Raw genomic sequence first — 26,578 nt, forward strand, 5'->3', positions numbered from 1 at the left:
CCCGGCTACCCTGCGGCCGCCAGCAGCCGGGCCACGCCGGAGGCGAGCGCGTACGGGTCCCCGGCCGGCCCCTGCGCCCCGGAGGAGTGCCGGGTGGTGCGCCGGGCCCACTCCTCCTCGAAGGCGTGCCAGTCGATCGCGCGCGGCGCGGTCCCGCCGACCAGGGCCTCCTCCAGCGAGGCGAAGTACGCCGCCCAGCGCGGCGCGTACAGCTCCCGAACCAGGCCGCCCCATTCGCGGTTCGCGTAGTCGTGCAGGAAGCCGCCCTCGCTGGTGCTGTGCCGGCCCCACACGCTCAGGATCGAGCGTGCGTCGTACTCGTACCGGTCCTGCTCCGCGCGGTCCGCGCCCCAGGAGCGGGCGGCGGCCAGCCAGGTGCCGAGCCGCAGGTTCGGGTCGGAGCCCGCCAGCGCGTCCAGCCGGCGCTCGGCGTCCTGCCAGGCGGCGGTCAGCTCGCGGAACGCGGCCAGGTCGCGGGCCGTGTACGCGGCGCGGATCCGCGGCAGCAGCACCCGCGAGTGGTTGGCGAGCGCCTGCCGGGCGGTGTCCACGAGGTCGAAGCGGTAGGCGCTGGAGCCGCGCAGCCGCGGATCCACCCTCAGGAGGTGGTCCAGCGCCCGGCGCACCGAATCGGCCGGATAGCGCATCGACTTGGGGCTCCAGTGCGCGGCCGCGGCCGCGGTCAGGCTCGGCCGGGCCGTGAACAGGCTGTCCTGGGACTCTGACCACAGCCCGGACGAGGTGCTGTAGGGCCCCTTGCGCAGCTCCTCCCAGGCCGCGGCCGCCTCCTTGTCGGGCCGCCCGTAGCGGCGGGCCGCGAACGCGGCGAACCACGCCCGGTGGTCGATCGGGCCCGGCTCCCAGGCGAGGTCCGTGAACAGGTCGAAGGCGGCCGGGTTGGTGCCGGTGGCCTCGGGCAGGTAGGCCGTGCCGCGCAGTGCGCTGTCCTCCTTGGCCCGCCACGCGCCGAACCGGTCCAGCCACACGGAGGTGTTGGCGCCGATGGTGGTGTGCCCGCCGAAGTTGTAGATCGTGCCGAGCGCGTACGGGGCGCCGCCCCAGCGGGCCTCGCGGTCCAGGCGGTTGTACCGGTCGGACAGGCCGTCCAGGATGAGCAGCTTCGAGGTGTCCGTCCCCGCGAGCAGCTCCTGGCGGGGGCTGTCCTGCCAGCCCAGCACCGCCCACAGCGCCCCGGGGTGCGCGGCGTGCAGGGCCGCCTGGACGGCGCCGGAGGCCGCCCGCACGTCCACCGGGCCGGCCGTGCCGCCCTCGTGGAGCGGGCTCATCCGGTACATGGTGCTGTCGCCGAACACCGCGCGCTGCTCGGCGTAGTAGCGGGCGGCCACCTCGGCGAACACCGGCGAGGACGGGTCCAGCCAGTCGGGCCGCTCGAAGCCCGCCCAGTCGCCCTGCGGCACCGTGGCCGCGCCCGGGTTGCGGGCGGCGAAGCCGGGCGGGACGGTCCCGTAGTAGCCGGGCAGGACCGGGGTCATGCCCAGGCCGCGGAGCTGCTCGGCGATCTTCCGGCCGACGGCGGCGCGCTCGCGCATCAGGCGCTCGGCTACGGGCCCGCCGAAGCCGCTCAGGTTCTGCAGCAGCCACCAGCTCTGGTGGGCGGGGCCGGGGATCCACGCGCGCAGCTCCGCGGCGGTGTACCCGAAGTGCTGGAAGGTCCGGTGGTACGGGTACTCGGCGCCGACCTGCACGAACACCTCGTTGACGCCGTGCAGGGCGAGCAGGTCGATCTGCCGCTGGTGCTGCGCGAAGGTGCGGTAGGGGCCCGAGTAGCCGTCGTCGGTGTCGTTGAGGGCGTACCGGTGGGGCACCTGGGCGCTGCGGGTGACGGGTGCGGGAACCGCGGGCAGGCGGGCGGGCAGCATGCCGGTGCTCTCGCCCGGCCAGCCGATGTCGACGCCGGCGACGTGCTGGAGGTACCAGCCGACGCCGGTCAGCAGGGTCGCGCCGGTCGAGCCGCGGACGGTGATCGCGCCGGTCCGTCCGGAGACGGTGAAGGTGTCCGGGCCGGCCGCCCGGTCGGGTACAAGGGTGAACTGGGCGGCGTGCCGCGGCAGCAGGCGCCGCAGGGCGGCCCGCGCGGGGCCGGCGTCGAAGGCGCGGGCCGCCTCCGCGCCCGCACGGTGCGATGCGGGGGCCGAGGCGGCCCGGGCGGGGGCCGGGCCGGGGAGGGCGGCGGCCAGCGCGAGGGCGAGCAGCGCGGCGGGAACCGCCGCCAAGGTGCGGGTGCGGGAGGCGGGGCGGGGGGCCCGCGCGTGCGGGCGCGGCCCGCCGCGGCCCGCCGCCGGGCGTTCGGGGTGGTTCGTCATGGCTCCGTCGCTGCGGGAGGCGGGACACGGGTGGGCTCGGGGCGCCGGGCTCGGGGCGCCGGGCGCGGGGTGGGGGGAGCGGGGCATCCGCCGGACGGCGCCGTCCGGCGGATGCCCCCGGCGGCCGCACCGCGGGGCACCTGCCCGGCGTACCGTCAGACCGGCAGTGACCAGGCCTGGTCGACCCGGTGGTCGCCGCAGTCGGCGAGCCGCAGGCGCTCGGCCGGGGCGTCCGCCGTGGCCGGCGGCGCGGGTGCGGTCAGGCAGAGCCGGTACGCCGCCGATACGAGGGCCCCGTCGCGGCGGTGCGTCCAGCGCTGTCCCGGCTGCCGGGGCGCGCAGCGCGCCAGTTCGACGAGGCCGTCGGCGCCCGCGGCCAGGCACTGGCCGGCCAGCCGGAGCGTCGCGTCGGGGGCGACGACCCACCGCTGGTCGGCGGCGGCCGTGCACCCGGCGAGGACGACCGCGCCGACGCCGGTGGTGTTGGCGCCGTCCGCGCACTTCACGCCGTCACCGGTGATCTGGCCGGTGGGGACGGCGTCCCCGCAGCCCTCGTGCGGGGTGAGCCGCCACACCGCAGTGTCGTGGCCGGCGAGCCTGCCCGTCAGGTTGGCGGCGACCTCCGTGCGGCCGCCGCTCCACAGGTCCTTGGCGGTCACCGTGCAGCCGTAGAGCCCGATGTCGGCGAGCGGGACCGAGATGTCGCGGGTGGCGGCGGACCGGTTGAGGACGGCGACGGCCCGGTCCCCGTTCGCCAGCGGCCGGGCCAGCACCTCGAAGGTGGCGTTCGCGGAGACCACCGCGCCCTGGCGGCCCATCGGGTCCTGGTCCAGGGCGATCAGGTCGGTGTTGCCGAGCGCGGCGAGCCCGCCGGGCGTGAGTGCGGAGACGTCGGAGGACAGGATGAACGGGGCGGCCATCATCGCCCACAGCGCGACCTGGCTGCGGCTCTCGGCGTCGGTCAGGCCGGGGGCGCCCGCGATGAGGAAGTCGGGGTCGTTCCAGTTGCCGGGGCCCGCGTACCGGCCGAGCCAGCGGTTGTACCCGTAGTTGCCGAGGACGGAGCTCCAGCGCGAGGCGGCCGGTGCGGCCGGGCTGTAGACCTTGATGTCCTTGCCCTCGCGCCACAGCTGCCCGGTCTCGCCGACCCAGTCGATGACCTTGTGCCAGTCGGCCGAGCCCCACTCGCCCTGCTGGAAGTAGGCCGGTGCGGACGCCGACAGCACCATGGGCCGGCCGCTGTCGCGCAGCGCGCGGGCCACCGCGTTGTAGGCGTCGCGGTAGGCCTGCTCCTTCGTCTTGCCGGGCGGCACCCACAGGTTGCAGCCGTCCATCTTGACGTAGTCGACCTTCCAGGACGCGAACAGCCGGGCGTCCCGGGCGTAGTGGTCGGGGCCGCCGCCGTCGGGGGAGCCGCTGCCGGGGTACTTCTCGCAGGTGAGTGAGCCGGCGTCCTGGTAGATGCCGAACTTCAGGCCCTTCGCGTGCAGGTACTCGCCCAGCCAGGCCATGCCGTGCGGGAACTTCTCCGTGTCCACGACGAGGTTGCCGTCCGCGTCCCGGCTCCTGGTCATCCAGCAGTCGTCGACGGTGACCGTGTCGTAGCCCTTGGCGGCCAGGCCGCTTGCGACGAGCGCGTCGGCGTTGGCGACGACCTTCGCCTCGTCGATGTCGCACATGTAGTGCGCCCAGTTGTTCCAGCCCATCGGCGGGGTCAGGGCGAGCGGCGTGTCCGAGGTCGCGGTGGGCTCGGCGGCCGCGGGGGCGGGGGCCAGCCCGAGGGCGAGCAGGGCGGCCGCGGTGAGGCAGGGGAGCGAGGCACGCAGGCGAGGCGGCACGGAGACTCCTTGCGAGGGGGCGGTGGTGCGCCCAGTGCAGCGGTGCGGCTACCCGCTGTCAACGCAAGCTGATGGTTTGTGCCGGGATGACCAGCAATATGGGTGTAGGGGCTGTCACACGATCGGAGACCCCCACGGTTTTGTGACAGTGGCTGATACGCTGTATCGCATGCCCCGCAGATCACCCGCCCTGGACCGTGCGACCCCGTCGGCGATCGCCGAGGCCGCACTGCGGATCATCGACGAGGACGGCCCCGGCGCACTCAGCTTCCGCGTCCTCGCCGAACGGCTCGGCGTCTCCCACGCCACCGTCCAGCGCCGCTGCACCGACCTCGCGGGCCTGCTGGACCTGTGCACCGACCACCTCGCGCGCCGCCTGCCCGAGGTACCCGCCGGAACCGGCTGGGCCGAGGCCGCGGAGCTCCGCTTCACCGCCCTCTACCGCCTGCTCGTCGCCCACCCCGGGCTGCTGGTGCTGCGCGGGAGCCGCCCGTGGACCGGCCGCGAGCTGCTGGCCCGGCTCGTCGAGCCCTCCCTCGCGGACAGTACGGCCGCCGGGATGGACCCCGCCGAGGCGATGGCCGTCTACCGGGGCATGTACCTGCTCACCCTCGGCTGCGCCGCCTTCGTCGACCACCGCGACCCGGCCGCCGCCACCGCCGCCTCGCGGACCGCCATCGCCGCCCTCGACCCGGAGGAGTTCCCCGTCCTGACGGGCGCCCTCCCCCGGGTCCTGCCCGTCCTCACCGACCACGCCGTGTACGCCGCCGCCCTGCGCCGGCTGATCGACGCCGCGCGGCCCGACACCCCGCAGCAGTAGCCCCGGCGCCGCCCCGCCCCCCCCAGCGAAAGGGATCCGCCCCCGTGGAGAAGCAGCTCGACCCGGCGGCCGTCCGCGCCGCCGCCGCCCGGATCGCCGGGGCCGTCCGGCCCGCCGCCGTGGCGCCCGCCGGCGGGGGCGTCTGGTACGCCCTGGAGTACCTCCAGCACACCGGCTCCTTCAAAGCCCGGGGCGCCCACAACTTCCTGGCCGCGCACCGCGCTGCCGGGACGCTTCCCGATGCCGGAGTCGCCATCGCCTCGGGCGGCAACGCCGGCCTCGCCTGCGCCTGGGCGGCCCGCGCCCAGTCCGTACCCGCCACCGTCTTCCTGCCGGCCACCGCGCCCCGGATCAAGGTGGACCGGCTGCGCGGCTACGGCGCGGACGTCCGCCTCGTCGGCGAGCGGTACGCCGAAGCGCAGGCCGCCTGCGCGGAGTTCGCGGCGCGCAGCGGCGCCCTCGCCTCCCACGCGTACGACCACCCCCTCATCGCGGCGGGCGCCGGAACCCTGCTGGAAGAAGTACGGGCCGCCCTGCCGGGCCTGGACGCGGTCGTCGTCGCCGTCGGCGGCGGCGGACTGCTCGCCGGGGTCGCCACCGCCGCCCGGGAGCACGGCGTGCGCGTCACCGCCGCCGAACCGGAGGGCTGCCGGGCCCTGTCCGCGGCGCTGGAGGCGGGCCGGCCCGTCGACGTCCCGGTGGACTCGGTGGCCGCCGACTCGCTGGGGGCCACCCGCGTCTCCGCGGACGCCCTGGCCGCCGCCCGCGCCGGGGGAGTCCGCTCGGTCCTCGTGCCCGACGCCGCGATCACCGCGGCCCGGCGGAGGCTGTGGGAGGAGCACCGGATCGTCGTCGAGCCGGGCGCCGCGACGGCCCTGGCCGCCGTACGGGCCGCCCCCGAACCGCTCGGCGAGCGCGTCGCCGTGGTGCTGTGCGGGGCCAACACGGATCCGTCGGACCTGTCGGCCGGGAGCTGAACGGGACCGCCCCGTACGGCAGTCCGCCCCCGCCGACGCGACGATCGTTGCGCCGACCTGCGACTTTCGGGGACAGCGCGGCTGCCTTCCCTCCTGCGAAAGTCCTCGTGTCAGAAGGAAACACCCCCACGGCACGCGGAAGACGCACGGAGGAACGGGCATGGCACGGCGCAAGGGATGTCTCATCGGCTGCGGAGTGGCGCTGGTCATCGGCATCGCCGGCGCGGTCGCGCTGGCGTTCGGGCTCACCAAGGTGGTCGACGCCGCGAACAAGACCATGATCGACCCGTCGGTGTACGCCGCCGTGCAGGTCGGCGACGCGGAGGACGCCGTCCGCGCCAAGCTGCCGTCCGGCGACTCCTTCATCAAGGACGCCCTCAAGACCGGCGGCCCGGCCGAGCCCGCGGGCAGCACCTGCTCCTGGTTCGTCAACGGCGAGGGCGAGTCGGCCGGCGAGACCGTCTACCGCCTCTGCTTCAAGGACGGCAAGCTCGCCGAGAAGGTCCAGTACCCGCTCCAGTAACCGCCGGAGCGGCCCGGTCCGGCCCGCACCCCGGCGGGGCGCAGGCCGGCCCCGGCTATCTGCCGAACGACAGCAGTGCGTGGTGGACGAGTCCGGGCTCCGGGCTCTTCACCCGCCCGTTGAGCAGGAACAGCCGTCCGCCGGCCCACGCCGTGTGCGCGCCGTGCGGGAAGAAGACCTGCTGCGCCCCCGCCGCTCCGGCCGGGCTCTGCAGGAACACCTCCAGCGAGCCGTCCGCCGGCTTCAGCGCGGCCATGGCCCCCGCCGCCCTGCCTTCGGGCCACAGGTAGGCGACGACCTTGCCGTCCTCCAGGGCCGTCGGCCAGATCCGGCGGCCGTCGGGGGCCTTCGCCCGCCACTTCTCCTTGCCGGTGGCGAGGTCCACGGCGATGACGTGGTCGGTGAGGTCGATGCCCAGTTCGCGGCCCGGGGCGCCGCCGGCGAGGTACAGGGTGCCGGCGTCGGCCACGGCGGCGGGGCAGTCCCCCAGGGCGCCGCTGCCGTCGCCCCAGCCGTTGCACCGCTTGTCGGTCCCGAACGGCGCCTCGCCGTGCGAGCGGACCTTGCCGTCCGCGGTGAACGCGGTGAGGCTCCACGCCTTGCGGCCGCTGTGGTAGGAGGCCGCGACCAGCGGGTCGGAGGACAGGACCCGGCCGACGGTCCAGCCGCCCTCGAACGTGTGGCCCCACTTCGCGGCGCCCGTGGCCGGGTCAACCTCCTCCAGCAGGGACCGCCCCGCTCCCGGGGCGCCGCCCGGGTCAGGGCACCGGCGGACGAGGACCAGCCGGGCGCCGCCGCCGAAGGCCGCCGGGTAGCAGCCGCCCGTCTTGGAGGTCCCGAAGAGCTTCCTGCCGTCCGTGGCCGAAAACCCGCTCATGACGGCCGACCGGGCGACGGCCACGGTGTCGCCCGACACCGCCATCTGCAGTTCCAGCGGCCGGTCGTAGTCGTTCTCCTGCGGCACCGGGGCCTTCCAGCCCGCCTTGCCCGCCGCGAGGTCGATCTGCCGGAGCGCGTTGCAGTGCGTGGTCGGCCCCTGGCCCTCCCGCACCGCGACGACGAGCTTCCCGCCGGCTGCAGGCTCCTTCGGCACCCCGCACAGCGGGGTCTCCAGCTGCACCTTCCACTTCTCCCGGCCGTCGGCCGCCCCGTACCCGGCGATCTCCTTGTCCATGGCCCGGACCACCACCTCGCCCACGCGCCACGGGCCGTACTGCCGGGCGCCCGCCCCGGCGACCTCCACGCGGTTCTCGACCAGCCAGATCGGGGCCTCGCCGGGCTTGATCCCGGCGTTGGGGTCGACGGTGTCGGGTCCCGTGCCGGTCCCCTTGCCGTCGCCCTTGTCCACGGAAGCCGAGGGGGAGGCGGGCGGCGACGCGGACGCCCCGCCGCCCGCGGACGGTTCCGGTTCGCCGCCCCTGCCGCCGAGGACCGCCCAGCCGAACCCGGCGACGGCGAGCGCCGCCGCGGCCAGGGCCGCGACCACCGCGGCCCGCTCGCCCCGCATCCCGTGCCGGGAGACCGGTACGGGCGCCGCGGGGGCGTACGGCTGCGGCGCCGGGCCGAAGCCGGGGGGCGCCGACGGCTGCTGCGGAGGGACGTCGGGCCGGGGCGGCTCACCGTGATCACGACCGGTCATGGGAAGAGTGTGGCCGGTGGGGCGCCCGCAGGGGACGGCATTTCCGGACTTCCCCCGGCCGGCGGCGGTCCGGAGCCGCCCGGATGAAGTCAAAATGCGGCGCAGGGCCGCCTCCCGCTCCGCACGGCGGCAGTCCGCCCGGAACACCCGCCTCATCCGCATCAGTCCAGGCCGCCGCCTCTTGACCCGGCCGCCCCGCGGACCCCCGCGGCTGCCCGGGCCGCCGTACGGGGCACGGCTCCCCGGCCACTCCGCGCGGGGCCGCGTTGACGCGGTCCGCAGCGGGGTCCAGCGTGGGCCCCGCGCTCCGGCAGCGAGGCCGGAACTCCCCTAAGGCGGCCGACGATGAACCGTTCGCACCTGCCCGCACGCCCGCCCCGCCCCCGCCGCACAACCGCCCGCGCCGCACTCCTGGCCGGCGTCCTCCTCGCCGCCGGCGCGTGCGGGCTCGACGGCGCACCCGACGGCGGCGAGACCCGCCGCACCGGAAAGGCCTCCGGCGAGATCACCTTCCGCACGCTCCAGCTCAAACCCACGTACACGGCGTACGTGCAGGGCGTCGTCGACGCCTTCGAGGCGGAGCACCCCGGCGTCCGCGTCCGCTGGGAGGACGTCCCCGGCGGCGGCTACAACGAGAAGCTCGTCGCCGACGCCCAGGCGGGCGCCCTCCCCGACGTCGTCAACCTCAACACCGACTCCTTCCAGCTCCTTGCCGACCGCGGCCTGCTCGCCGATGTCGCCGCACTCGACCCCGGCGCCGCGAAGGAGTACATCCCCGGTGCCTGGGAGCAGTTCAAGCTCCCCGGCCGCGGCGACAGCGTCTTCGCCTACCCCTGGTACGTCACCCCGGAGATCCTCACCTACAACCAGGAGCTCTTCCGCGCCTCCGGCCTCGACCCGGACCGGCCGCCGACCACCGTCGAGCAGTTCTTCGACCACGCCGACCGGATAGCGGAGCGCTCCGGGGGCCGGTACGCGGCCTTCATGGCCGACCCCAAGGGCAGGCTCCCCGGCGACTGGCAGAAGATGGGCGTCCCGATCCTCAACGCAGCCCGGGACCGGTTCGCGTTCGACACCCCCGAGGCCGTCGCCTGGGTCGAGCGGATGAAGTCCCTGTACGCCAAGGGGGCCATGCCGAAGGAGTCGCTCCTCACCTCCGACGACGTCAACCAGCTGTACGGCAGCGGAAAGCTCGTCTTCGGCCCCGGATCCCCCGGCTTCGTCCGCGACATCAAACAGAACGCCCCGCAGGTCTACGCCGACACCCGGGTCGCCGGCGCCGTCACCGGCAGGCTCGGCCACATCGGCATCTACGCCCAGTCCCTCGGGATCCGCAAGAGCACCCGCCACCCGGACGCCGCGATCGCGTTCGCCCGGTGGGTGACCAACGGGCCCAACCAGGTCGAGTTCTCCCGGAACGCGACCGTCTACCCCTCCAGCGCGCAGGGCCTCGCCGACCCCCGCTTCGCCGACCGCGGGGACGGCCGCGACGCCGACACGGTCGCCCGGGCGGTCGGCGCCGAGCAGCTGAAGACCGCCGCCCTCGACGCCAACACCCCCGTCGAATGGACCAACCAGGTCGGCGACGCCGTGGTCCGCGAGGTGCAGAAGGCGATCAAGGGCGAGCAGGACGCCGCGACCGCCGTGCGCAGGGCCCAGGAGGAGGCCGACAAGCTGCTCGCCGACGCGGCCCGCAGGTGACCCGCGGAAGCCGGCGGCCCGCCGGCCCGCGCACCGCGGGGGCGGCGGCGCGCGGGCCCCTCCACCGCCGGTGGTGGAGCCCGTACCTGTTCCTCGCGCCCGGCCTGGCGGCGGTGGCGCTGTTCGGCCTGTGGCCGTTCGCCAACACCGTGGTCCTGTCGTTCACCGACGCCCGCATCCTCACCGGCGGCGGCTTCGTCGGCCTCGGCAACTACCGCCGGGCGCTCGCCGACCCGGACTTCTGGACCGCCGCGGGAAACAGCGTCCTGTACCTGCTCGTCGTCGTGCCGTGCCTGGTGCTGCTGCCGCTCGCGCTGGCCGTGCTGGTGCAGGCCAGGGTGCCCGGCATCGGGTTCTTCCGCTCGGCGTACTACACGCCGGTGATCGCCTCGGCCGTCGTCGTCGGCCTCGTCTGGCAGTGGGTGCTGCGCAGCGACGGCCTCGTCAACACGGTCTTCCTGAGGCTCCGGATCGTGTCGGAGCCGGTGCCGTTCCTGACGGACAGCACGATGCTGCTGGTCTCCGCGATGCTCGTCACCGTGTGGAAGGGGCTCGGCTACTACATGGTCTTCTACCTGGCGGCCCTCGGGAACGTCCCCGCCTCCCTCCACGAGGCGGCCGCCCTGGACGGCGCCGGCCCCGTCCGCCGCTTCGTCCACATCACCGTCCCGCAGGTGAAGCCGATGATGCTGCTGGTCGGCACCCTCTCCGCCGTGTCCGCGCTGCGCGTCTTCACCGAGGTCTACATCCTCGGCGGCGAGAGCGGCGGCCCGGGCGGCGGCGCCCGCACCCTGCCCTTCCTCATCCGCCAGGTCGGTCTCGGCTTCGCCGGCGAGACCGGCTACGCCTCGGCGATCTCCCTGCTGCTGTTCCTGCTCACCCTGGCCTTCAGCCTGCTCGGCCGCCGCCTGGCGAGGGGGGACGAGACGTGATGCGCCCCCGGCACGCGGCCCGCCGCGCGGCGGTGCTCGCCGCCCGGTACGCCCTCCTCCTGGCCGTGCTCGCCCTGATGGCCGGGCCGCTGGCCTGGCAGTTCCTGACCTCGTTGCGCGGCCGCACCGAGAACGTCTACCACGGCGTCCTGCCCTCGCAGCCGACCCTCGACAACTATGTCCGCGTCGCCGAGTCGTTCCCGCTGCTCCAGTACACCGGAAACACGCTGGTCGTGGCAGCCCTCGCCGTCGCCTCGAACGCGGTGTTCGCCGCGATGGGGGGCTACGCGCTCTCCCGGGCCGGGTGGCCGGGCCGCCGCACCGTGTTCACCGTGCTCGTGGCGACGCTGATGTTCCCGTTCGAGTCCGTCATGGTCTCGATGTTCCTCACCATCCGCGGCATGGGGCTCGTCGACACCCTCGTCGGGGTCTGGCTCCCGGGGGCCGTCTCCGTCCTCAACATCCTGATCATGCGGTCGGCGTTCCTGGCCGTGCCGCAGGAGATCGAGGAGGCCGCCGTCCTCGACGGGGCCGGCGAGTGGACCCGCTTCACCCGCGTCTTCCTCCCCGCCGCGAAGGGCTCCCTGGCCGTCGTGTGCCTGACCAGCTTCATGGGTGCCTGGGACGACTTCCTCTGGCCGCTGCTCGTCCTCACCGACAGCGACCACTACACCCTCCAGCTCGGCCTGAAGACCCTCGCCGGCGCCACCACCACCAACGACCAGCGGATCATCGCCGCCGGTGCGATGGCCGCACTGCTGCCGATGGTGCTGCTCTTCTTCGCCCTCCAGCGTTTCTTCTTCAAGGGGGTGGGCGAGGGAGCGGTCAAACTCTGACCGCCGCCCGCCCGCCGCCCGGCCGTACCTCCCGCCCCGCCCCGTCCCGTCCGCCTCCCTGGAGCCGCCGTGCACGACGACCGCAGCATCACCGAGCACCGCCTGCGCCGGACCCTCGCCGAGCGCATCAAACCCGCCGTGTACTCCCGGCCCGTCCCCCTCGCCGTCGAGCGCTGGGACGCCCCCGGCGAGCCGGTGCCCGTCGCCGAGGGCCTGGCGGCCCCGTACGCCCCCTGCGCCGTCGGCGACGCCTGGGGGCCGGCCTGGGGCACCACCTGGTTCAAGGTCAGCGGCAGTGTGCCCGGCGACTGGGCCGGGCGCACCGTGGAGGCCGTCCTCGACCTCGGATTCGACCGGATGATGCCCGGCTTCCAGTGCGAGGGCCTCGTCCACCTCGCCGACGGCAGCGAGGTCAAGGGCCTCAACCCGTACAACGACTGGGTGCGGGTCGCCGACCGGGCTGCCGGCGGCGAGCGGATCGAGTGGTACGTCGAGGCCGCCGCGAACCCGGTCCTCGTCGAACACGCCCCCACCTCCGAGGGCGACAGGCTCACCAGCAGCGCGCAGCCGCTCTACCGCCTCGCCCGGATGGACCTGGCCGTCTTCGAGGCGGAGGTCTGGGAGCTCGTCCAGGACCTGGAGGTCCTCCACGACCTGATGGTGCAGCTCGCCGCCGACGACGCCCGCCGGTACGCGATCCTGCGCGCGCTCGACGCGGCCCTCGACGAGGTGGACCCCGACGACGTGCCCGGCACGGCCGCCGCGGCGCGAGCCCGGCTGGCCGGGGTGCTCGCCTCGCCGGCCGCCGCCTCCGCGCACCGGATCAGCGCCGTCGGCCACGCCCACATCGACTCGGCCTGGCTGTGGCCGCTGCGCGAGACGGTCCGCAAGGTCGCGCGGACCGCCTCCAACGCGGTCTCCCTCATGGACGGCCACCCCGGCTTCGTCTTCGCCATGTCCCAGGCCCAGCAGCTCGACTGGATCAAGACCCACCGGCCCGCACTGTTCGAGAGGATCAAGAAGAAGGCCGCGGAGGGCCGCTTCGTGCCGGTCGGCGGCATGTGGGTCGAGTCCGACACGAACATGGTCGGCGGGGAGGCCATGGTCCGGCAGTTCCTGTACGGGAAGAAGTTCTTCCTGGACGAGTTCGGCATCGAGACGCGCAACGTGTGGCTCCCCGACTCCTTCGGCTACACCGCCGCCATGCCGCAGATCATCCGCCTGTCCGGCTCGCAGTGGTTCCTGACGCAGAAGATCTCCTGGTCGCAGGTGAACGCCTTCCCCCACCACACCTTCCTGTGGGAGGGCATCGACGGCACCCGCGTCTTCACCCACTTCCCTCCCGTCGACACCTACAACGGCGACCTCGGCGGGGCCCAGCTGGCCCACGCGGCCCGCAACTACCGCGAGAAGGGCCGCGGCACCCGCTCCCTCGCCCCCTTCGGCTGGGGCGACGGCGGCGGCGGGCCGACCCGCGAGCACCTCGCCCGGGCCGCCCGCCTGCGCGACCTCGAAGGCTCCCCGCGCGTCGAGGTCGAGGCGCCCGACGCGTTCTTCGAGAAGGCCCGCGCCGAATACCCCGACGCCCCCGTCTGGGCCGGGGAGCTCTACCTGGAGTTGCACCGCGGCACCTACACCTCCCAGGCCAAGACCAAGCAGGGCAACCGGCGCAGCGAGTCCCTGCTGCGCGAGGCGGAGCTGTGGGCGGCCACCGCCGCCGTGCGGGTGCCGTCGTACGCCTACCCGTACGAGGAGCTGGAGCGGATCTGGAAGACGGTGCTGCTGCACCAGTTCCACGACATCCTGCCCGGATCGTCCATCGCCTGGGTGCACCGCGAGGCCCGCGCCGCGTACGCCCGGATCCACACCGAGCTGCGTGCGATCACCGTCGCGGCGCAGGCCGCGCTCGCCGGGGAGGGCGACACCGGGCTCGTCTTCAACTGCGCCCCGCACGCCCGCCGGGGCGTGCCCGCGGGCGGCGCCGGGGTGCCGGAGCCGCCGGCCGGGCGGGTGTCCCTGCGGGACCGGCCGCAGGGCGGGTACGTCCTGGAGAACGGGCTGCTGCGGGTGGAGGTCGACGGGCGCGGCCTGATCACCTCCGCCGTCGACCTCGCGGCCGGCCGCGAGGCGGTGGCCCCGGGTCAGGCTGCCAACCTGCTCCAGATCCACCGCGACCTGCCGAACATGTGGGACGCCTGGGACGTCGACGCGTTCTACCGCAACCACGTCACCGACCTCGCGGACCACGACTCCCTGGCCGCCGAGCAGCACGGCCCGGACGCCGCGGCGGTCCGTGTGGAGCGCTCCTTCGGCAGGTCCCGGGCCACCCAGTGGATCACCCTGCGGGCGGACGCCCAACAGGTCGACCTCGTCGCCGAGGTCGACTGGCACGAGAGGGAGAAGTTCCTCAAGGCGGCCTTCCCGCTGGACGTCAAGGCCGAACGGACCGCCTCCGAGACGCAGTTCGGGCACGTGTACCGGGCCACCCACACCAACACCTCCTGGGAGGCGGCCAAGTTCGAGATCTGCGCCCACCGCTGGATCCACGCAGGGGAGCCGGGCTGGGGCGCCGCGCTCCTCAACGACTCCACGTACGGCCACGACGTCACCCGCGACGTGCGGCCCGACGGCGGGCAGACCACCACGGTCCGGCTGTCCCTGCTGCGGGCGCCCCGCTACCCCGACCCGGAGACCGACCAGGGCCGGCACACGCTGCGGTACGCGCTGGCGCCGGGGGCCGGGATCGGCGACGCGGTCCGCGAGGCCCGCTTCCTCAACCTGCCCGAGCGCACGGTGCCCGGCGCCGGCCCCGTCGCCCCGCTGGTCTCGGTGGCGGCCGCGGGCGGCCCGGCGGGCGGCGCGGTGGTCGTGGAGGCGGTCAAGCTGGCGGAGGACCGCAGCGGCGACGTCGTGGTCCGCCTGTACGAGTGCCTCGGCGGCCGTGCCGCGGCGGTCCTCACGGCGGACTTCCGGCCCGTGGCCGCCGTCGAGAGCGACCTGCTGGAGCGGCCCCTCGACGGCACCGCGGTCGGCCCGCCGGCGGCGGACGGGTCGGTGCCGCTGGCGCTGCGCCCGTTCCAGATCGCCACGGTCCGCCTGCGCCGCGCCTGACCGCGCCCGGCCGTCGGGTGTGGGTTCCGCCACAGCCGGCGGGCCGGCCGGCCCGCCGCGCCGGGGGAGTGGCCCCGGCCCGGTTATGCACCTAGTTGCAAAAGGGGGGCCTCCTCGCTACAACAGGTTCCATCCACCCCCGCGCGAGGAGGCGCCCCCATGAGTTCCCAGAGCCGGTACCCGCACCTGCTGAGCCCCCTGGACCTCGGATTCACCACCCTGCCGAACCGCGTGGTCATGGGCTCGATGCACACCGGCCTGGAGGAGCACGAGGGCGGCTTCGAGCGCCTCGCCGCCTTCTACGCCGAGCGCGCCCGCGGCGGCGCCGGCCTGATCGTCACCGGCGGCATCGCCCCCAACGACGCGGGCCGGCCCTTCGAGGGCGGCTCCCGCCTCACCACCGAGGAGGAGGCCGCCGAGCACCGGGTGATCACCGAGGCGGTGCACGCCGAGGGCGGGAAGATCGCCATGCAGATCCTCCACTTCGGCCGCTACGCCTACCACAAGGACCTGGTCGCCCCCAGCGCGCTCCAGGCGCCCATCAGCCCCTTCGTCCCGAACGAGCTGACCGGCGCCGAGGTCGAGCAGACCGTCGAGGACTTCGTCCGCGCCGCCCGCCTCGCCAGGCTCGCCGGCTACGACGGCGTCGAGATCATGGGCTCCGAGGGCTACCTGATCAACGAGTTCACCGCCGCCGCCACCAACCGCCGCGAGGACCGCTGGGGCGGCTCGTACGAGAACCGCGTGCGCTTCCCCCTGGAGATCGTCCGGCGCACCCGCGAGGCCGTCGGCCCCGACTTCATCCTGATCTACCGCCTCTCCATGCTCGACCTGGTCCCCGGCGGCTCCACCCTCGACGAGGTCGTCCACCTCGCCAAGGAGGTCGAGGCCGCAGGCGCCACCATCATCAACACCGGCATCGGCTGGCACGAGGCGCGCATCCCCACCATCGCGACCTCCGTGCCGCGCGGCGCCTACACCTGGGTCACCAAGCGGCTGATGGGAGCGGTGTCCGTCCCGCTCGTCACCAGCAACCGCATCAACACCCCCGAGAAGGCCGAGGAGATCCTCGCCGAAGGCCGCGCCGACCTCGTCTCCCTGGCCCGCCCCTTCCTCGCCGACGCCGACTTCGTCGCCAAGGCCGCCGCGGGCCGCCCCGAGGCCATCAACACCTGCATCGGCTGCAACCAGGCCTGCCTCGACCACACCTTCAGCGGCAAGATCACCAGCTGCCTGGTCAACCCCCGCGCCTGCCACGAGACCGAGCTCGTCCTCTCGCCCACCCGGCTCGCCAAGCGCGTCGCCGTCGTCGGCGCCGGCCCGGCCGGCCTCGCCTGCGCCGTCACCGCCGCCGAGCGCGGCCACACCGTCACCCTCTTCGAGGCCTCCGGCCACATCGGCGGCCAGCTCGACATCGCCCGCCGCATCCCCGGCAAGGAGGAGTTCGAGGAGACCATCCGCTACTTCGGCCACCAGCTTGCCGAGCAGGGCGTCGAGGTCCGCCTGAACACCGCCGCCGACCCGGAGCTCCTGCGCGGCTACGACGAGGTCGTCGTCGCCACCGGCGTCACCCCCCGCATCCCCGCCATCGAGGGCGTCGACCACGCCAAGGCCGTCAGCTACCTCGACGTCCTGCGCGACGGCGCCCCCGTCGGCGAGAACGTCGCGGTCGTCGGCGCCGGCGGCATCGGCTTCGACGTCGCCGAGTACCTCACGGACAGCGGCGAGGGCGCCTCCCAGGACCCGGAGGTCTACTTCCGCCACTGGGGCGTCGACACCTCGTACGCCGGCCCCGGCGGCCTGACCGCCCCCGACCGCCCGGCCTCCCCGCGCCGCGTCCACCTCCTCCAGCGCAAGACCACCAAGGTCGGCGCCGGCCTCGGCACCACCACCGGCTGGATCCACCGCGCCGAACTCAAGCACCGCGGCGTCGTGTCCGTCGCCGGCGCCTCGTACGACCGCATCGACGACGACGGCCTGCACATCACCGTCGACGGCGAGCAGCGCCTCGTCCCCGCCGACACCGTCGTCCTGTGCACCGGCCAGGAGCCGCGCCGCGACCTGTACGAGGAGCTGCGCGCGGCAGGCGTCGAGGCGCACCTGATCGGCGGCGCCGACGTCGCCGCCGAGCTCGACGCCAAGCGGGCCATCCGCCAGGGCACCGAACTGGCCGCCTCGCTCTGACCCGGGGGATTGTGGCGGCCCCGCCGGGCCGCCACAATCTGCGGGTGACCCTGACACCGGCAGACGCAGACAAGGTCCTCAAGGACAACTTCGCCCCGTGGGTGCTGGCCCTGGGCCTGACCGTCGAGGAGACGGGCGACCGGCACGCCGTGCTGCGGCTGCCCTGGTCCGGGGAGCTCGCCCGGGACGGCGGCGGGCTGTCCGGACAGGCCCTGATGGCCGCGGCCGACACCGCCACCGTCATCGCGATCAGCGCCGCGCGCGGCGGGTACGGGCCGATGACGACCGTCCAGCAGTCGACGAGCTTCCAGCGGCCCGTGGCCGGCTCCGACGTGCTCATCGAGGTGCGGGTCACCAAGCTGGGCAAGCGGATGGCCTTCGCGGACGTCACGATGACTCCGGAGGGGGCGCAGGACCCGGCCGCGACCGCGTCGGCGGTCTACGCGCTCCTCGCCTGAGGCGTGGCGCCGGCCGCCCCGACCCCGTTACCGCAGGATCCGGCTCCGCCCCTCCGGCGGAACCGGAACTTCACCGTCTTCTGGCTCGGCCAGGCGCTGTCCGTCCTGGGCGGCTCGGTCACCTACCTCGCCCTGCCGCTCCTGGTCCTCGAAGCCACCGGGTCCATCGTCCGGATGGGCCTGCTCACCGTGGTCATGGGCGCCACCGGCATCGTGACGGGGCTGTTCGCCGGGTATGTCGCCGACCGCACCGACCGGCGCCGCCTGATGATCGCCTGCGACCTGGGGCGGGCCGTGCTCCTCGGCTCGGTGCCCTTCCTGTGGCTCGCCGGGCCGCGCCTGTGGGTCCTGTACGTGCTGACGGCGGTCGTGACCGTCCTCAAGACGCTCTTCGACGTGGCGTACGTGACCTCCGTGCCGGCCCTGGTGCGTCGGGAGGACCTCGCCGCCGCGAACGCCCGCCTCATGGGCACCTTCGCAGTCGGCACGCTGCTCGGGCCGGTGGCGGCGGGCCTCGTCACGGCCGGGGTCGGCGCCGCCTGGGCGCTCGCGCTGGACGGGGCGACCTTCCTCGTCTCGGCGCTCAGCCTGCGCTGGGTGGCGTTCGGCCCGGCACCGGGGGGCCCGGGCCCCGGCGGGGACGGCGGCGGGACCGGGCGGCAGGGGGTGCGCGGCCGGCTTCGCGAGGTGTTCACCACGGGCTTCACGTTCCTGTGGGGCCACCGGCTACTGCGGCCGCTGACCGTCCTGCTCACCCTGCTGACGTTCCTCACCATGGGCGCCACCGACCTGCTGGTCTTCCGGCTCCAGGAGGACCTCGGCCGGGACGCTGCCGTCACCGGCGCCGTCGTCGCCGTGAGCGGACTCGGCGTTGTCGCCGCGTCCGCCTGCGCGGCCCGGCTGCGGCGGGCCTTCGGCTTCGGGCCGTGCTGGCTGGGGTCGGTCGGGCTGATTGGGGCCGCCGTGGCCGTGACCGGGACCAGCGCGAGCGTGCCGGTGATCGCCGCGGCAGCGGCGGTGTTCATGGTCGGGATGACCCTCGGCGGCGTCAGCTCGATGACCCTGCGCCAGGAGGTCACCCCCGAGCCGCTGCTCGGCCGGGTCACCTCGGCGTTCTGGACGGTCCACAACGCCGCCGGTCCGATCGGCGCCGCCGTCCTCACCCTCTGCGCGGGCCGCTGGGGCGTGCCGCCCGTCAGCCTCGCCGGCGGCGTGTTCTGCCTGCTCATCGCAGCCGCCGGGCTGCTGACGCCGCTCCGCTCGGCCCGGTCCGGCGGCCCGCCCGCCCCGCCGGCCGCAGCCGGCCCCGGTTCGGGGGCCGCCGGTGGAGCGGGCGCGGACACCGGCGGGGCGAGGCAGGCGTGACGCCGGCCGGCCCGGGCGGGCCGGCCGGGCTCCGGGCCCGCACTCCGCTCGGGAGCACGGGACCGGCGTACGCCTGCGCGCCCGACGGCGCGCGGGCTCAGAACCGGAGCGGCGAGCCGCCCGGGAAGCGCTGCGGCGAGGACGGCACCAGCTCGGCGCGGCGCTCGCCCGCCGGAGCGTTCCGGCAGGTCACGTCCGCCGCGGGCAGGCCGCCGCCCGCCAGGTAGGCGTTGACCGTCGCGTTGACGCAGGACTCCGGCTCGAACATGTACACGCCGTGCCCCTCGCCGCCCTCGGCGAGCACCATGCGCGAGCCCGCGAGCGCCCGGTGCAGGGCCCGGCCGCTGTCCAGCGGGGTCTGGGAGTCCCACTCGTTCTGCACGGTCAGGACGTTCGCCCGGACGTTCGTCTTCGTGGGCGGTTCGATGGGCCGCTGCCAGTACGCGCACGGCTTGATGTTGGAGGCGAAGTCGCCGTACAGCGGGTACCTCGCCTTGTCGCGGGCGGCCTCACGGGCGTACTGCTCCGGGTAGCGCGGCCACTCCACGTCCCCGCACACCACCGCCCAGAACGCGGCGGTGCCGTTGTCCGACGCCGGCTCCGACGCCGGCCGGAGCAGACCGCGCTGCTCCGGGGTGAGGGCGGCGGGCCGGCCCTCCGCGGCGTCGACCAGCGCCCGGACGACGGGCGACGCCTGCGCGGGGTAGAAGAACAGCGCCCGCGCGGTGCGGATGTCGTCCCCCGTGAGCTTCTGCCCCTCGAAGTCGATCGGCTCGCGGTCCGCGCGGGCCACCAGGTCCCAGAACGTCCTGGACACCGCCCCGGGCGTCGCGCCCAGCCGGTACTCGCCGTCCCGCTCGGCAGCCCAACGCGTCCAGCGCGCGAACGCCGGCTCGGCCTCGGTCGCCCAGACCTGGATCATGCCGCGCCACGCCCGCTTCGGGTCCACGCCGCTGTCGAGGACGAAGCGGTCGGTACGGGAGGGGAACATCTGCGAGTACACCGTGCCCAGGTACGTGCCGTACGAGTAGCCCACATAGCTGATCTTCTTCTCGCCCAGGGCAGCGCGGATCGCGTCCATGTCGCGCGCCGTGTTGCGGGTGGTGATGAACGGCAGCACCCGCCCCGACTTCTCGCGGCACTTGTCGGCGACCGCCTGCGCCCACGCGACGTCCGCCGGGAAGGTCTCCTCCTTGTACGGCCGGTTGAAGTTCTGCTCCTCGTCGGTCAGGCCGCAGGTGACCGGGCTGCTCGCCCCGACGCCGCGCGGGTCGAAGCCGATCACGTCGTACCGGTCGCGCACGTCCTTCGGCATCAACTCGTCCGCCATCAGCGGCAGGTCGAGGCCGGGGCCGCCGGGGCCGCCCGGGTTCATCAGCAGCACGCCGTGCCGCTTGGCCGGGTCGGCGCTCTTCATCCGGGATATCGCGATGTCGATGGTGCGCCCCTGCGGGCGCCGGTAGTCGAGCGGCACCTTGACGGTCGCGCACTCGTAGGAGGCCGGCTGCTCGGGGCTGCACCGCTGCCATGCGGGCTTCTGCGGGACGAACTCCGGGGTTCCGGCGGCCGCGGCCTGCGGGGCGGACAGCAGGGGGACGGTGGTGGCGAGCAGGCCTGCGGCGGCGAGCACGGGCGCGAGGCGTGTGATGTTCACGAAATGCCGTTTCCTCTCCGTGAAGTCGGTGGGCCCACCACCCTGTTGCACGGACAGGTCCGGGCGAATCATCCCGGAGGGCCGCCTCCTGTGCGCCTCTCGGACGAGCAAGGATCCGGACAACTGGCCGACACACCGCCTGATTCGGGCCGCGGCCCGCGGCCCGGCGGGCGCCCGGCGGCGGCCCGCGGCGCGACGGCGCAGGCTGCGCGGTGCGCAGGCCGGCCCCGGCGCGGTCGGCCGCCTCCGCGGGCATGGGCCGAGCGGCGTACGACGTACGGGGGACTCCGGCGCGGGGTCCGCGGTGCCTCCTCGGCCCCGGACTCCGTCGTACGGCCGAATCCGGGCGCGGCTGGGGCTGCCCGTCCGCGGCGGGGGAGGGAGGATGGAGACGTCCCGGGTCCGCCCGGGGCACGGAACGGGCGGGCCGGCGCTTCCGCTCTCGGCGGCGGACGGGAAGGAGCGGTCGGCATGAGCACGGCGAATGGCGTCCCGGCCGACTCCGCAGGCACCCCGCCGGACCCGACCGGCCCCACGGAAACCCCCGGTCCCGGCGGCCCCACCGGCCCCACCGGCCCGATCGGTCCCACCGGCCCGCCCGGCGAGACCGGCGAGACCGGCCGCACCGAGCCGGGCGGGGCCGTCGGCAGGACCGGGCCCGCCGGCCCCGGCACCGGCCGGGGGCTGCTGGACGTGCTCGGCGTCGCCGCTGTCGTGCTCGACTCCCAGGGGCGGATCGTCCTGTGGAGCCCGCAGGCCGAGGAGCTCTTCGGATACCCGGCCGAGGAGGCGCTCGGCGAGTACGCCGCCCGCCTCCTCGTCGGCGAGGAGCACCTGGGCGTGGTCCTCTCCCTCTTCGACAAGGTCATGTCCGAGGGCTCGCCCTGGGCCGGGGTGTTCCCCGTCCACCACAAGGACGGCGGCACCCGGCTCACCGAGTTCCGCAACATGCGCCTGGAGGACCGCGAGGGCCGCTTCTACGCCCTCGGCATCGCCTCCGACCAGGCGACCCTGCGCCGTCTGGAGCGCGACCTCGCCCTCTCCCTCCGCCTGGTCTCCCAGTCGCCCATCGGGCTGGCCGTCCTCGACACCGACCTGCGCTACGTCATGGTCAACCCGGCCCTCGAACGGATCAACGGGATCCCGGCCGAGCAGCACCTGGGCCGCCGCGTCCACGAGGCCCTGCCCCGGGTGGACGCCGCGGCCATCGAGGCGGCCATGCGCGAGGTACTGGTGACGGGCGTCCCCCGGCTGGACCAGTTCACCACCGGCCGCACCCCCGCCGACCCCCACCAGGACCACGCCTTCTCCGCCTCGTACTACCGCCTCGACGACCCGGCCGGGCGGCCCATCGGCATCGCCGCCTCCATCGCCGACGTCACCGAGCAGCACAAGACGGCGCAGGCCATCGCACTGGCCCGGCAGCGGCTGGCTCTCATCGCCGACGCCTCCGTCCGCATCGGCACCACCCTGGACCTCGGCGTCACGGCCCGGGAGCTCGGCGACATGGCCGTGCCGCAGCTCGCCGACGTCGCCACCATCGACGTCCTCGACGAGGTCCTCACCGGCGAGCAGCCGTCCGGCACGGTCCCTGCCGGCACCGTCCGGTTCCGGGCCCTGGCCGTCAAAGCAGCCCGCCCCGGCCCCGCCGTCCAGGCTGTCGACCCGGTCGGCACCATCGCTCGCTACGACGACACGCGCCTCGTCACCCGCTGCGTCCGCACCGGCCGGCCCGCGCTCCAGGCCCGCGTCACGCCCGGCGACCTCGGCGGCATCGCCCGGGACGCCGAGGCCGCCGCGCTGCTCGCCGAGGCGGGGCTGCACTCCTACCTCGCCGTGCCGCTCATCGCCCGCGGCGAGGTCATCGGCGCGCTCGGCCTGCAGCGCGCCGACAACCCGCTGCCGTTCGACGAGGACGACGTCCTGCTCGCCCAGGAGCTGGCCGCCCGCGCGGCCGTCTGCATCGACAACGCCCGCTGGTACCAGAAGCAGCGCCGCGCCGCGCTCCTCCTCCAGCGGCACCTGCTGCCCCACCAGCCCACCCCGACACCCGGACTGGAGATCGCCTTCCGCTACCAGCCCGCCCAGAGCGCCGGCGAGGTCGGCGGCGACTGGTTCGACGTCATCCCCCTCGCCGACGACAAGACCGCGCTCGTCGTCGGGGACGTCATGGGCAGCGGCATCAACGCGGCCGCCGCCATGGGCCAACTCCGCACCGCCGCCCGCACCCTGGCCGAACTCGACCTCGACCCGGCGGCCGTCCTCACCCGCCTCGACCACACCGCCACCGGACTCGGCCACACCATGGCCACCTGCGTCATCGCCGTGTACGACCCGCGCCGCAACCGCTGCCGCATCGCCTCCGCCGGCCACCTGCCGCCCGTACGCGTCAGCCGGGGCCGCCCGCCCGAGCTGCTGGACCTGCCCACCGGGGTGCCCCTCGGCGTCGGCGGCGTGCCCTTCGAGGCCGCCGCCCTCGACCTGGACGTCGGCGACGAACTGGTCCTCTACACCGACGGCCTCGTGGAGCGCCGCGACCAGGACATCGACACCCGGCTCCGGGCCCTCACCGACCTGCTCGACACACCGGGCCGCCCCCTGGAGGCGACCTGCGACCTGCTGCTGGGCCGGCTGCGCCGCCCGGACGACCGCGACGACGTCGCCCTGCTCATCGCCCGCGCCCACCCCCTCTGACGGGACCCGCGGCCGCGGCACGGTACCAGCCTTCCGGGGAATGGACCGGATGTTTGTCCATTCGTGATGGTCCTTCCGAACGACCACCACAACGGGCACTAGCGTCCCGTGGCACCCGGGGAGCGCGGGTACACGCGGCACGACTGCCGTGTCCCTTGCCCCTGCCGCCCCTTCCGGACCATGCAGCAAGGAGGCACAGTGCTGTCATTCCGTCGGTCGGCCGTCGGCAGCATGTCGGTCGCATCGAGACACGTGTTGGCCACGGTCGCCGTCATCGGCGCCCTCGCCTTCACCCTGATCGCGTTGCTTGTCCCCGTGGAGAAGTTCAACGGGGGATCGGCCGCAGCGACCACGCTCCCCGCGGCCGACGACGACGGCCTCGGAACCATGAGCACGGCCTTCGGGCCGCTGACCGCCCAGGACCGGGACTTCGTCCGCAAGGTGCGCCTCGCCGGACTGTGGGAGCTGCCCGCCGGCCGCCAGGCCCTCCAGCGCAGCAACCGCTCCACCATGCGCACGGCCGGCGAGCACCTCGTCGAGGGCCACGCCGAACTGGACCGGCGCGCCCTGGAAGTGGGCGGGGCGCTCGGCATGGAACTGCCCGACCGGCCCACCCAGCAGCAGCAGGAGTGGCTCGACCAGCTCACCAACGCCCAAGGCGCCCAGTACGAGCAGCTCTTCGCCCAGCTGCTGCGCCGCGCCCACGGCAAGGTGTTCTCGCTCGTGGCCCAGATCCGGGCGCAGACCCGCAACTCGATGGTCCGGGGGCTGGCCACCGACGCCAACGCCACGGTCCTGGACCACATCACGGTCCTGGAGGCCACCGGCATGGTCGATTTCGACGGCCTCACGGACACGCCGCCGGCCGCGGCGCCCGCGCCCGCCTCCTCCACCGTTTCCCGACCGAAGTGAAGTGATCGCATGAGTCAAAAGGGCCACAAACGCCGTCTGCGGACGTCGCACAAGGTCCTCGCCATGGTGTCCGCCCTGGTCCTGGGCGGAGGCGGGGTCGTGTTCGTCGCACAGGGCGCGTTCGCCGGACAGGACGACCGCGCCGCGCCGGTGACCGCCACCATCGACTGCCCGGACGTCGGCGACAAGCTCACGGACGTCCCCGAAAAGGCCCGCGCGGAGGTGGACAAGAACCTCGCCCAGCTCGACACCCAGGTCGCCGACGCCTACAAGCAGCTCGCCACGGGCCGCGCCAAGGGCGGCACCCTGCTCAGCGGCCTCCGGCAGCAGCGCGGCAGGACCATAGGCGCCATCGGCGACGCGATGGCGGGCGCGGGCGCCCGCCCCCAGGGCCTGGACGGGCTCGCCGGCTGCGAGATGAAGCAGGCGGCCGCCCCCGACCCCGAGGACGAACCGGCAGCGGCGCAGGGGGCCGCAGCACAGGGCGCCGCGGCCCAGGGCGGCCAGGCGGCGGCCAAGGGCGGCCCGGCCCGCAGCGACTTCGTCGCGATCGGCAACGTCCGGCCCAACGTCCGCAAGCCCGCGAACCGCGGGAACGCCTCCAGAGGGTCCTTCTCGGTGAACTGCGGCCGCAACGAGAACGGCCACTTCAACCCGGACAACGTCATCGTCGCCCCCGGCGTCAGCAACGGCGCCCACCACATGCACGACTACGTCGGCAACCTCACCACGGACGCCTTCTCCACCAACAACAGCCTCGCCGCCTCCGGCACCACCTGCACCAACGGAGACAAGTCCACCTACTACTGGCCCGTGCTCCGGCTCCGCGACGGCCGTGCCGAACGCGACGCCAACGCGCCCGGCGGCGGCCAGGACGGCAACGTCGGCACCATCCTCAAGCCGAAGCAGGTGACGATCGAGTTCAAGGGCAGCCCGGTCTCCAAGGTCGCCGCCATGCCCCGCTTCCTGCGCATCATCACCGGCGACGCCAAGGCCTTCACCAACGGGGTCGGGAACGCCAACGCCTCGTGGAGCTGCACCGGCTTCGAGAACCGGCAGCTGAAGGACAAGTACCCGATCTGCCCCAGGGGCAGCGACGTGGTCCGCACGTTCAACTTCCAGAGCTGCTGGGACGGGCGGAACACCGACAGCGCCAACCACCGCACCCACGTGGCCTTCGCGAACAGGGACGGCTCCTGCAAGCCCGGGTTCAAGGCCATCCCGCAGCTCGTCCAGCGGATCGTCTACAGCGTGCCGCCCGGCTCCCGGTTCGCCGTAGACAGCTTTCCCGAGCAGCTGCACAAGCCGGTCACCGACCACGGCGACTTCATCAACGTGATGTCCGACCGGCTCATGGCGAACGCAGTGCGCTGCATCAACGACGGGCGCACCTGCCGCTGAGTCCCTCGGGGCGGCGCCCCCTCCCCCTCCCCAGCGCCGCCCCGAGAGCGGTGCCGGCCCGAAGCCGACTTCGGGCCGGCACCGCCTTACGCATGTGTGCAGCCGTTCCAAGGGCCCCGGCGGGGCCTGCGTACCGAGGGAGTGCCATGTCCGGGTTAGCACCCGAACCCCAGCCCGAACCCCAGCCCGAACCCGAACCCGAACCCGAGCCCGAACCCGAGCCCGAACCCGGGCCCCGGACCGAACCGCAGTCGCAGTCGGAGCCGCGGCCCACGCCGGACGCGGCCGGCGGAGCCGGGCCGTCCGACGCGGAGCTCATCCGGCGGCTGCGGCGGGCGTTCGCGGCGGGGACCGCGGACGCCGGAGTCTGCGAACTGCTCCACCGGCGGCACGGTGCCGCCGCTTTCGCATGTGCGCGCGCGTGCTGCCGTACGCCGCACGACGCCGAGGACCTCGCCTCCGAGGCCTTCCTGCGGACCCTCCAGGCCGTGCGGTCCGGAGCCGGCCCGCGGGAGCGCTGGCGCCCGTACCTGCTCGCGGTCGTCCGGCACACGGCCTCGGAGTGGCGGGCCGGCGCGGGCCGGACGCTGCTGACGCCCGACGTCGAGCCGTGGTGCGGCCCCGGCGCGGTCGGCGAGGACCCGCAGCGCCGGCTGCTGGAGTGCGAGGACCGCCGGCTCGTCGCCCGCTCGTTCCGCACGCTGCCCGAGCGGTGGCGGGCCGTCCTGTGGCACACGCTGGTCGAGGACGACTGCCCGCACCCCGTGCCGCTGCTGCTCGGCATCACTCCCAGCGCGGTGACGTCGCTGGCCTTCCGGGCCCGCGAGGGGCTGCGGGAGGCGTACCTGCGTGCCCACCTCGACGGGGCCCCGGACCCCCGCTGCCGCCGGTACGCGGGCCCGCTGGGCGCGGCGGTGCGGCGCGGCGGGGCCCTGCGCGCGCCCGGCCTCGCCGAGCACCTGGCGTCCTGCGCACACTGCTCGCGCGCATACGCCGAACTGCTGGACCTGTACGCCGCGCTGCCCGCCGGTCCGGGCGCCCCGCCCGCGCCCGGCCGCGGGCACGCGCACGGCCCCGGGCCGCTCGCGCCGGGTGGACGGCGAGGGGGCCGGGGCCGTGGGGGAGTCGATGCGGGGGAAGGGGATCAGGGCCTGTATTGAGTTGCCCCGCGGCGTCGCGACGCCCGGCACGCACCCTCGGCGCACGAGC

The 26,578-nt window shown here is 74.9% G+C and carries 18 protein-coding genes; 14 read left to right on the forward strand and 4 right to left on the reverse strand.

Annotated elements, in window-relative coordinates:
• Positions 1 to 5 precede the first annotated feature (5 nt).
• A complete protein-coding gene (locus tag C0216_RS11640) occupies positions 6 to 2,324 on the reverse strand; it encodes an alpha-N-acetylglucosaminidase (protein WP_114055202.1) in 2,319 nt (772 codons plus the stop codon).
• A 155-nt stretch (positions 2,325 to 2,479) separates the two neighbouring features.
• Positions 2,480 to 4,162 carry a ricin-type beta-trefoil lectin domain protein gene (locus tag C0216_RS11645; RefSeq protein WP_246042487.1) on the reverse strand — a complete coding sequence of 561 codons (1,683 nt, stop codon included), beginning with the start codon at positions 4,160 to 4,162 and terminating at the stop codon, positions 2,480 to 2,482.
• A 169-nt stretch (positions 4,163 to 4,331) separates the two neighbouring features.
• Between C0216_RS11645 and C0216_RS11650 the strand changes: the two genes are divergently transcribed.
• From C0216_RS11650 to C0216_RS11660, 3 genes are all read left to right on the forward strand, one after another.
• The gene (locus C0216_RS11650) at positions 4,332 to 4,982 is read left to right on the forward strand and encodes a TetR/AcrR family transcriptional regulator (protein ID WP_114055203.1); all 651 of its coding nucleotides are present in this window, start codon (positions 4,332 to 4,334) and stop codon (positions 4,980 to 4,982) included.
• Between the two features lie 44 nt (positions 4,983 to 5,026).
• Positions 5,027 to 5,959 (forward strand): serine/threonine dehydratase, encoded by a 933-nt coding sequence (locus C0216_RS11655; protein WP_114055204.1) that lies wholly within the window; start codon positions 5,027 to 5,029, stop codon positions 5,957 to 5,959.
• Between the two features lie 160 nt (positions 5,960 to 6,119).
• Positions 6,120 to 6,482: a hypothetical protein gene (locus C0216_RS11660; protein ID WP_114055205.1), complete on the forward strand. Its 363-nt coding sequence runs from the start codon at positions 6,120 to 6,122 to the stop codon at positions 6,480 to 6,482.
• Positions 6,483 to 6,537: 55 nt separating this feature from the next.
• On the opposite strand, the gene C0216_RS11665 is transcribed toward C0216_RS11660, so the two are convergent.
• Positions 6,538 to 8,121, reverse strand: coding sequence for a PQQ-binding-like beta-propeller repeat protein (locus C0216_RS11665; protein ID WP_162793176.1), 1,584 nt, complete (start codon positions 8,119 to 8,121; stop codon positions 6,538 to 6,540).
• A 345-nt stretch (positions 8,122 to 8,466) separates the two neighbouring features.
• Between C0216_RS11665 and C0216_RS11670 the strand changes: the two genes are divergently transcribed.
• The 7 genes from C0216_RS11670 (at position 8,467) to C0216_RS11700 (ending at position 18,708) form a co-directional block, all read left to right on the forward strand.
• Positions 8,467 to 9,822, forward strand: a complete 1,356-nt coding sequence (locus C0216_RS11670) for an ABC transporter substrate-binding protein (RefSeq protein ID WP_114055207.1) — start codon at positions 8,467 to 8,469, stop codon at positions 9,820 to 9,822.
• On the forward strand, positions 9,819 to 10,754 hold the full coding sequence (locus C0216_RS11675) for a carbohydrate ABC transporter permease (RefSeq protein WP_114055208.1): 936 nt from the start codon (positions 9,819 to 9,821) through the stop codon (positions 10,752 to 10,754). The genes C0216_RS11670 and C0216_RS11675 overlap by 4 nt, the downstream gene beginning before the upstream one ends.
• On the forward strand, positions 10,754 to 11,590 hold the full coding sequence (locus C0216_RS11680; RefSeq protein ID WP_114055209.1) for a carbohydrate ABC transporter permease: 837 nt from the start codon (positions 10,754 to 10,756) through the stop codon (positions 11,588 to 11,590). Before C0216_RS11675 ends, C0216_RS11680 begins: the two co-directional genes overlap by 1 nt.
• 69 nt (positions 11,591 to 11,659) lie before the next feature.
• Complete coding sequence (locus tag C0216_RS11685) at positions 11,660 to 14,701, forward strand: alpha-mannosidase (RefSeq protein ID WP_114055210.1); 3,042 nt, start codon at positions 11,660 to 11,662, stop codon at positions 14,699 to 14,701.
• 159 nt (positions 14,702 to 14,860) lie between these two features.
• Positions 14,861 to 16,885 carry an NADPH-dependent 2,4-dienoyl-CoA reductase gene (locus tag C0216_RS11690; protein WP_114055211.1) on the forward strand — a complete coding sequence of 675 codons (2,025 nt, stop codon included), beginning with the start codon at positions 14,861 to 14,863 and terminating at the stop codon, positions 16,883 to 16,885.
• A gap of 44 nt (positions 16,886 to 16,929) precedes the next feature.
• Positions 16,930 to 17,343, forward strand: a complete 414-nt coding sequence (locus C0216_RS11695) for a PaaI family thioesterase (RefSeq protein ID WP_114055212.1) — start codon at positions 16,930 to 16,932, stop codon at positions 17,341 to 17,343.
• Between the two features lie 3 nt (positions 17,344 to 17,346).
• Entirely contained in the window at positions 17,347 to 18,708 is a 1,362-nt protein-coding gene (locus C0216_RS11700; protein ID WP_114055213.1) for an MFS transporter, read from the forward strand.
• 97 nt (positions 18,709 to 18,805) lie between these two features.
• On the opposite strand, the gene C0216_RS11705 is transcribed toward C0216_RS11700, so the two are convergent.
• Positions 18,806 to 20,362, reverse strand: coding sequence for an alpha/beta hydrolase (locus C0216_RS11705; protein WP_246042489.1), 1,557 nt, complete (start codon positions 20,360 to 20,362; stop codon positions 18,806 to 18,808).
• A 471-nt stretch (positions 20,363 to 20,833) separates the two neighbouring features.
• On the opposite strand from C0216_RS11705, the gene C0216_RS11710 reads away from it, so the two are divergent.
• The 4 genes from C0216_RS11710 (at position 20,834) to C0216_RS11725 (ending at position 26,529) form a co-directional block, all read left to right on the forward strand.
• Positions 20,834 to 23,056, forward strand: a complete 2,223-nt coding sequence (locus tag C0216_RS11710) for a SpoIIE family protein phosphatase (protein WP_114055215.1) — start codon at positions 20,834 to 20,836, stop codon at positions 23,054 to 23,056.
• Between the two features lie 198 nt (positions 23,057 to 23,254).
• Positions 23,255 to 23,968: a DUF4142 domain-containing protein gene (locus C0216_RS11715; RefSeq protein ID WP_246042491.1), complete on the forward strand. Its 714-nt coding sequence runs from the start codon at positions 23,255 to 23,257 to the stop codon at positions 23,966 to 23,968.
• A 9-nt stretch (positions 23,969 to 23,977) separates the two neighbouring features.
• A complete protein-coding gene (locus C0216_RS11720) occupies positions 23,978 to 25,369 on the forward strand; it encodes a DUF1996 domain-containing protein (protein WP_114055217.1) in 1,392 nt (463 codons plus the stop codon).
• A gap of 146 nt (positions 25,370 to 25,515) precedes the next feature.
• Positions 25,516 to 26,529 (forward strand): RNA polymerase sigma factor, encoded by a 1,014-nt coding sequence (locus C0216_RS11725; protein WP_216827071.1) that lies wholly within the window; start codon positions 25,516 to 25,518, stop codon positions 26,527 to 26,529.
• Positions 26,530 to 26,578: the final 49 nt, after the last annotated feature.

Origin of the sequence: Streptomyces globosus (assembly GCF_003325375.1) — a bacterium.
In the GTDB taxonomy this organism is placed as follows: Bacteria; Actinomycetota; Actinomycetes; order Streptomycetales; family Streptomycetaceae; genus Streptomyces; species Streptomyces globosus_A.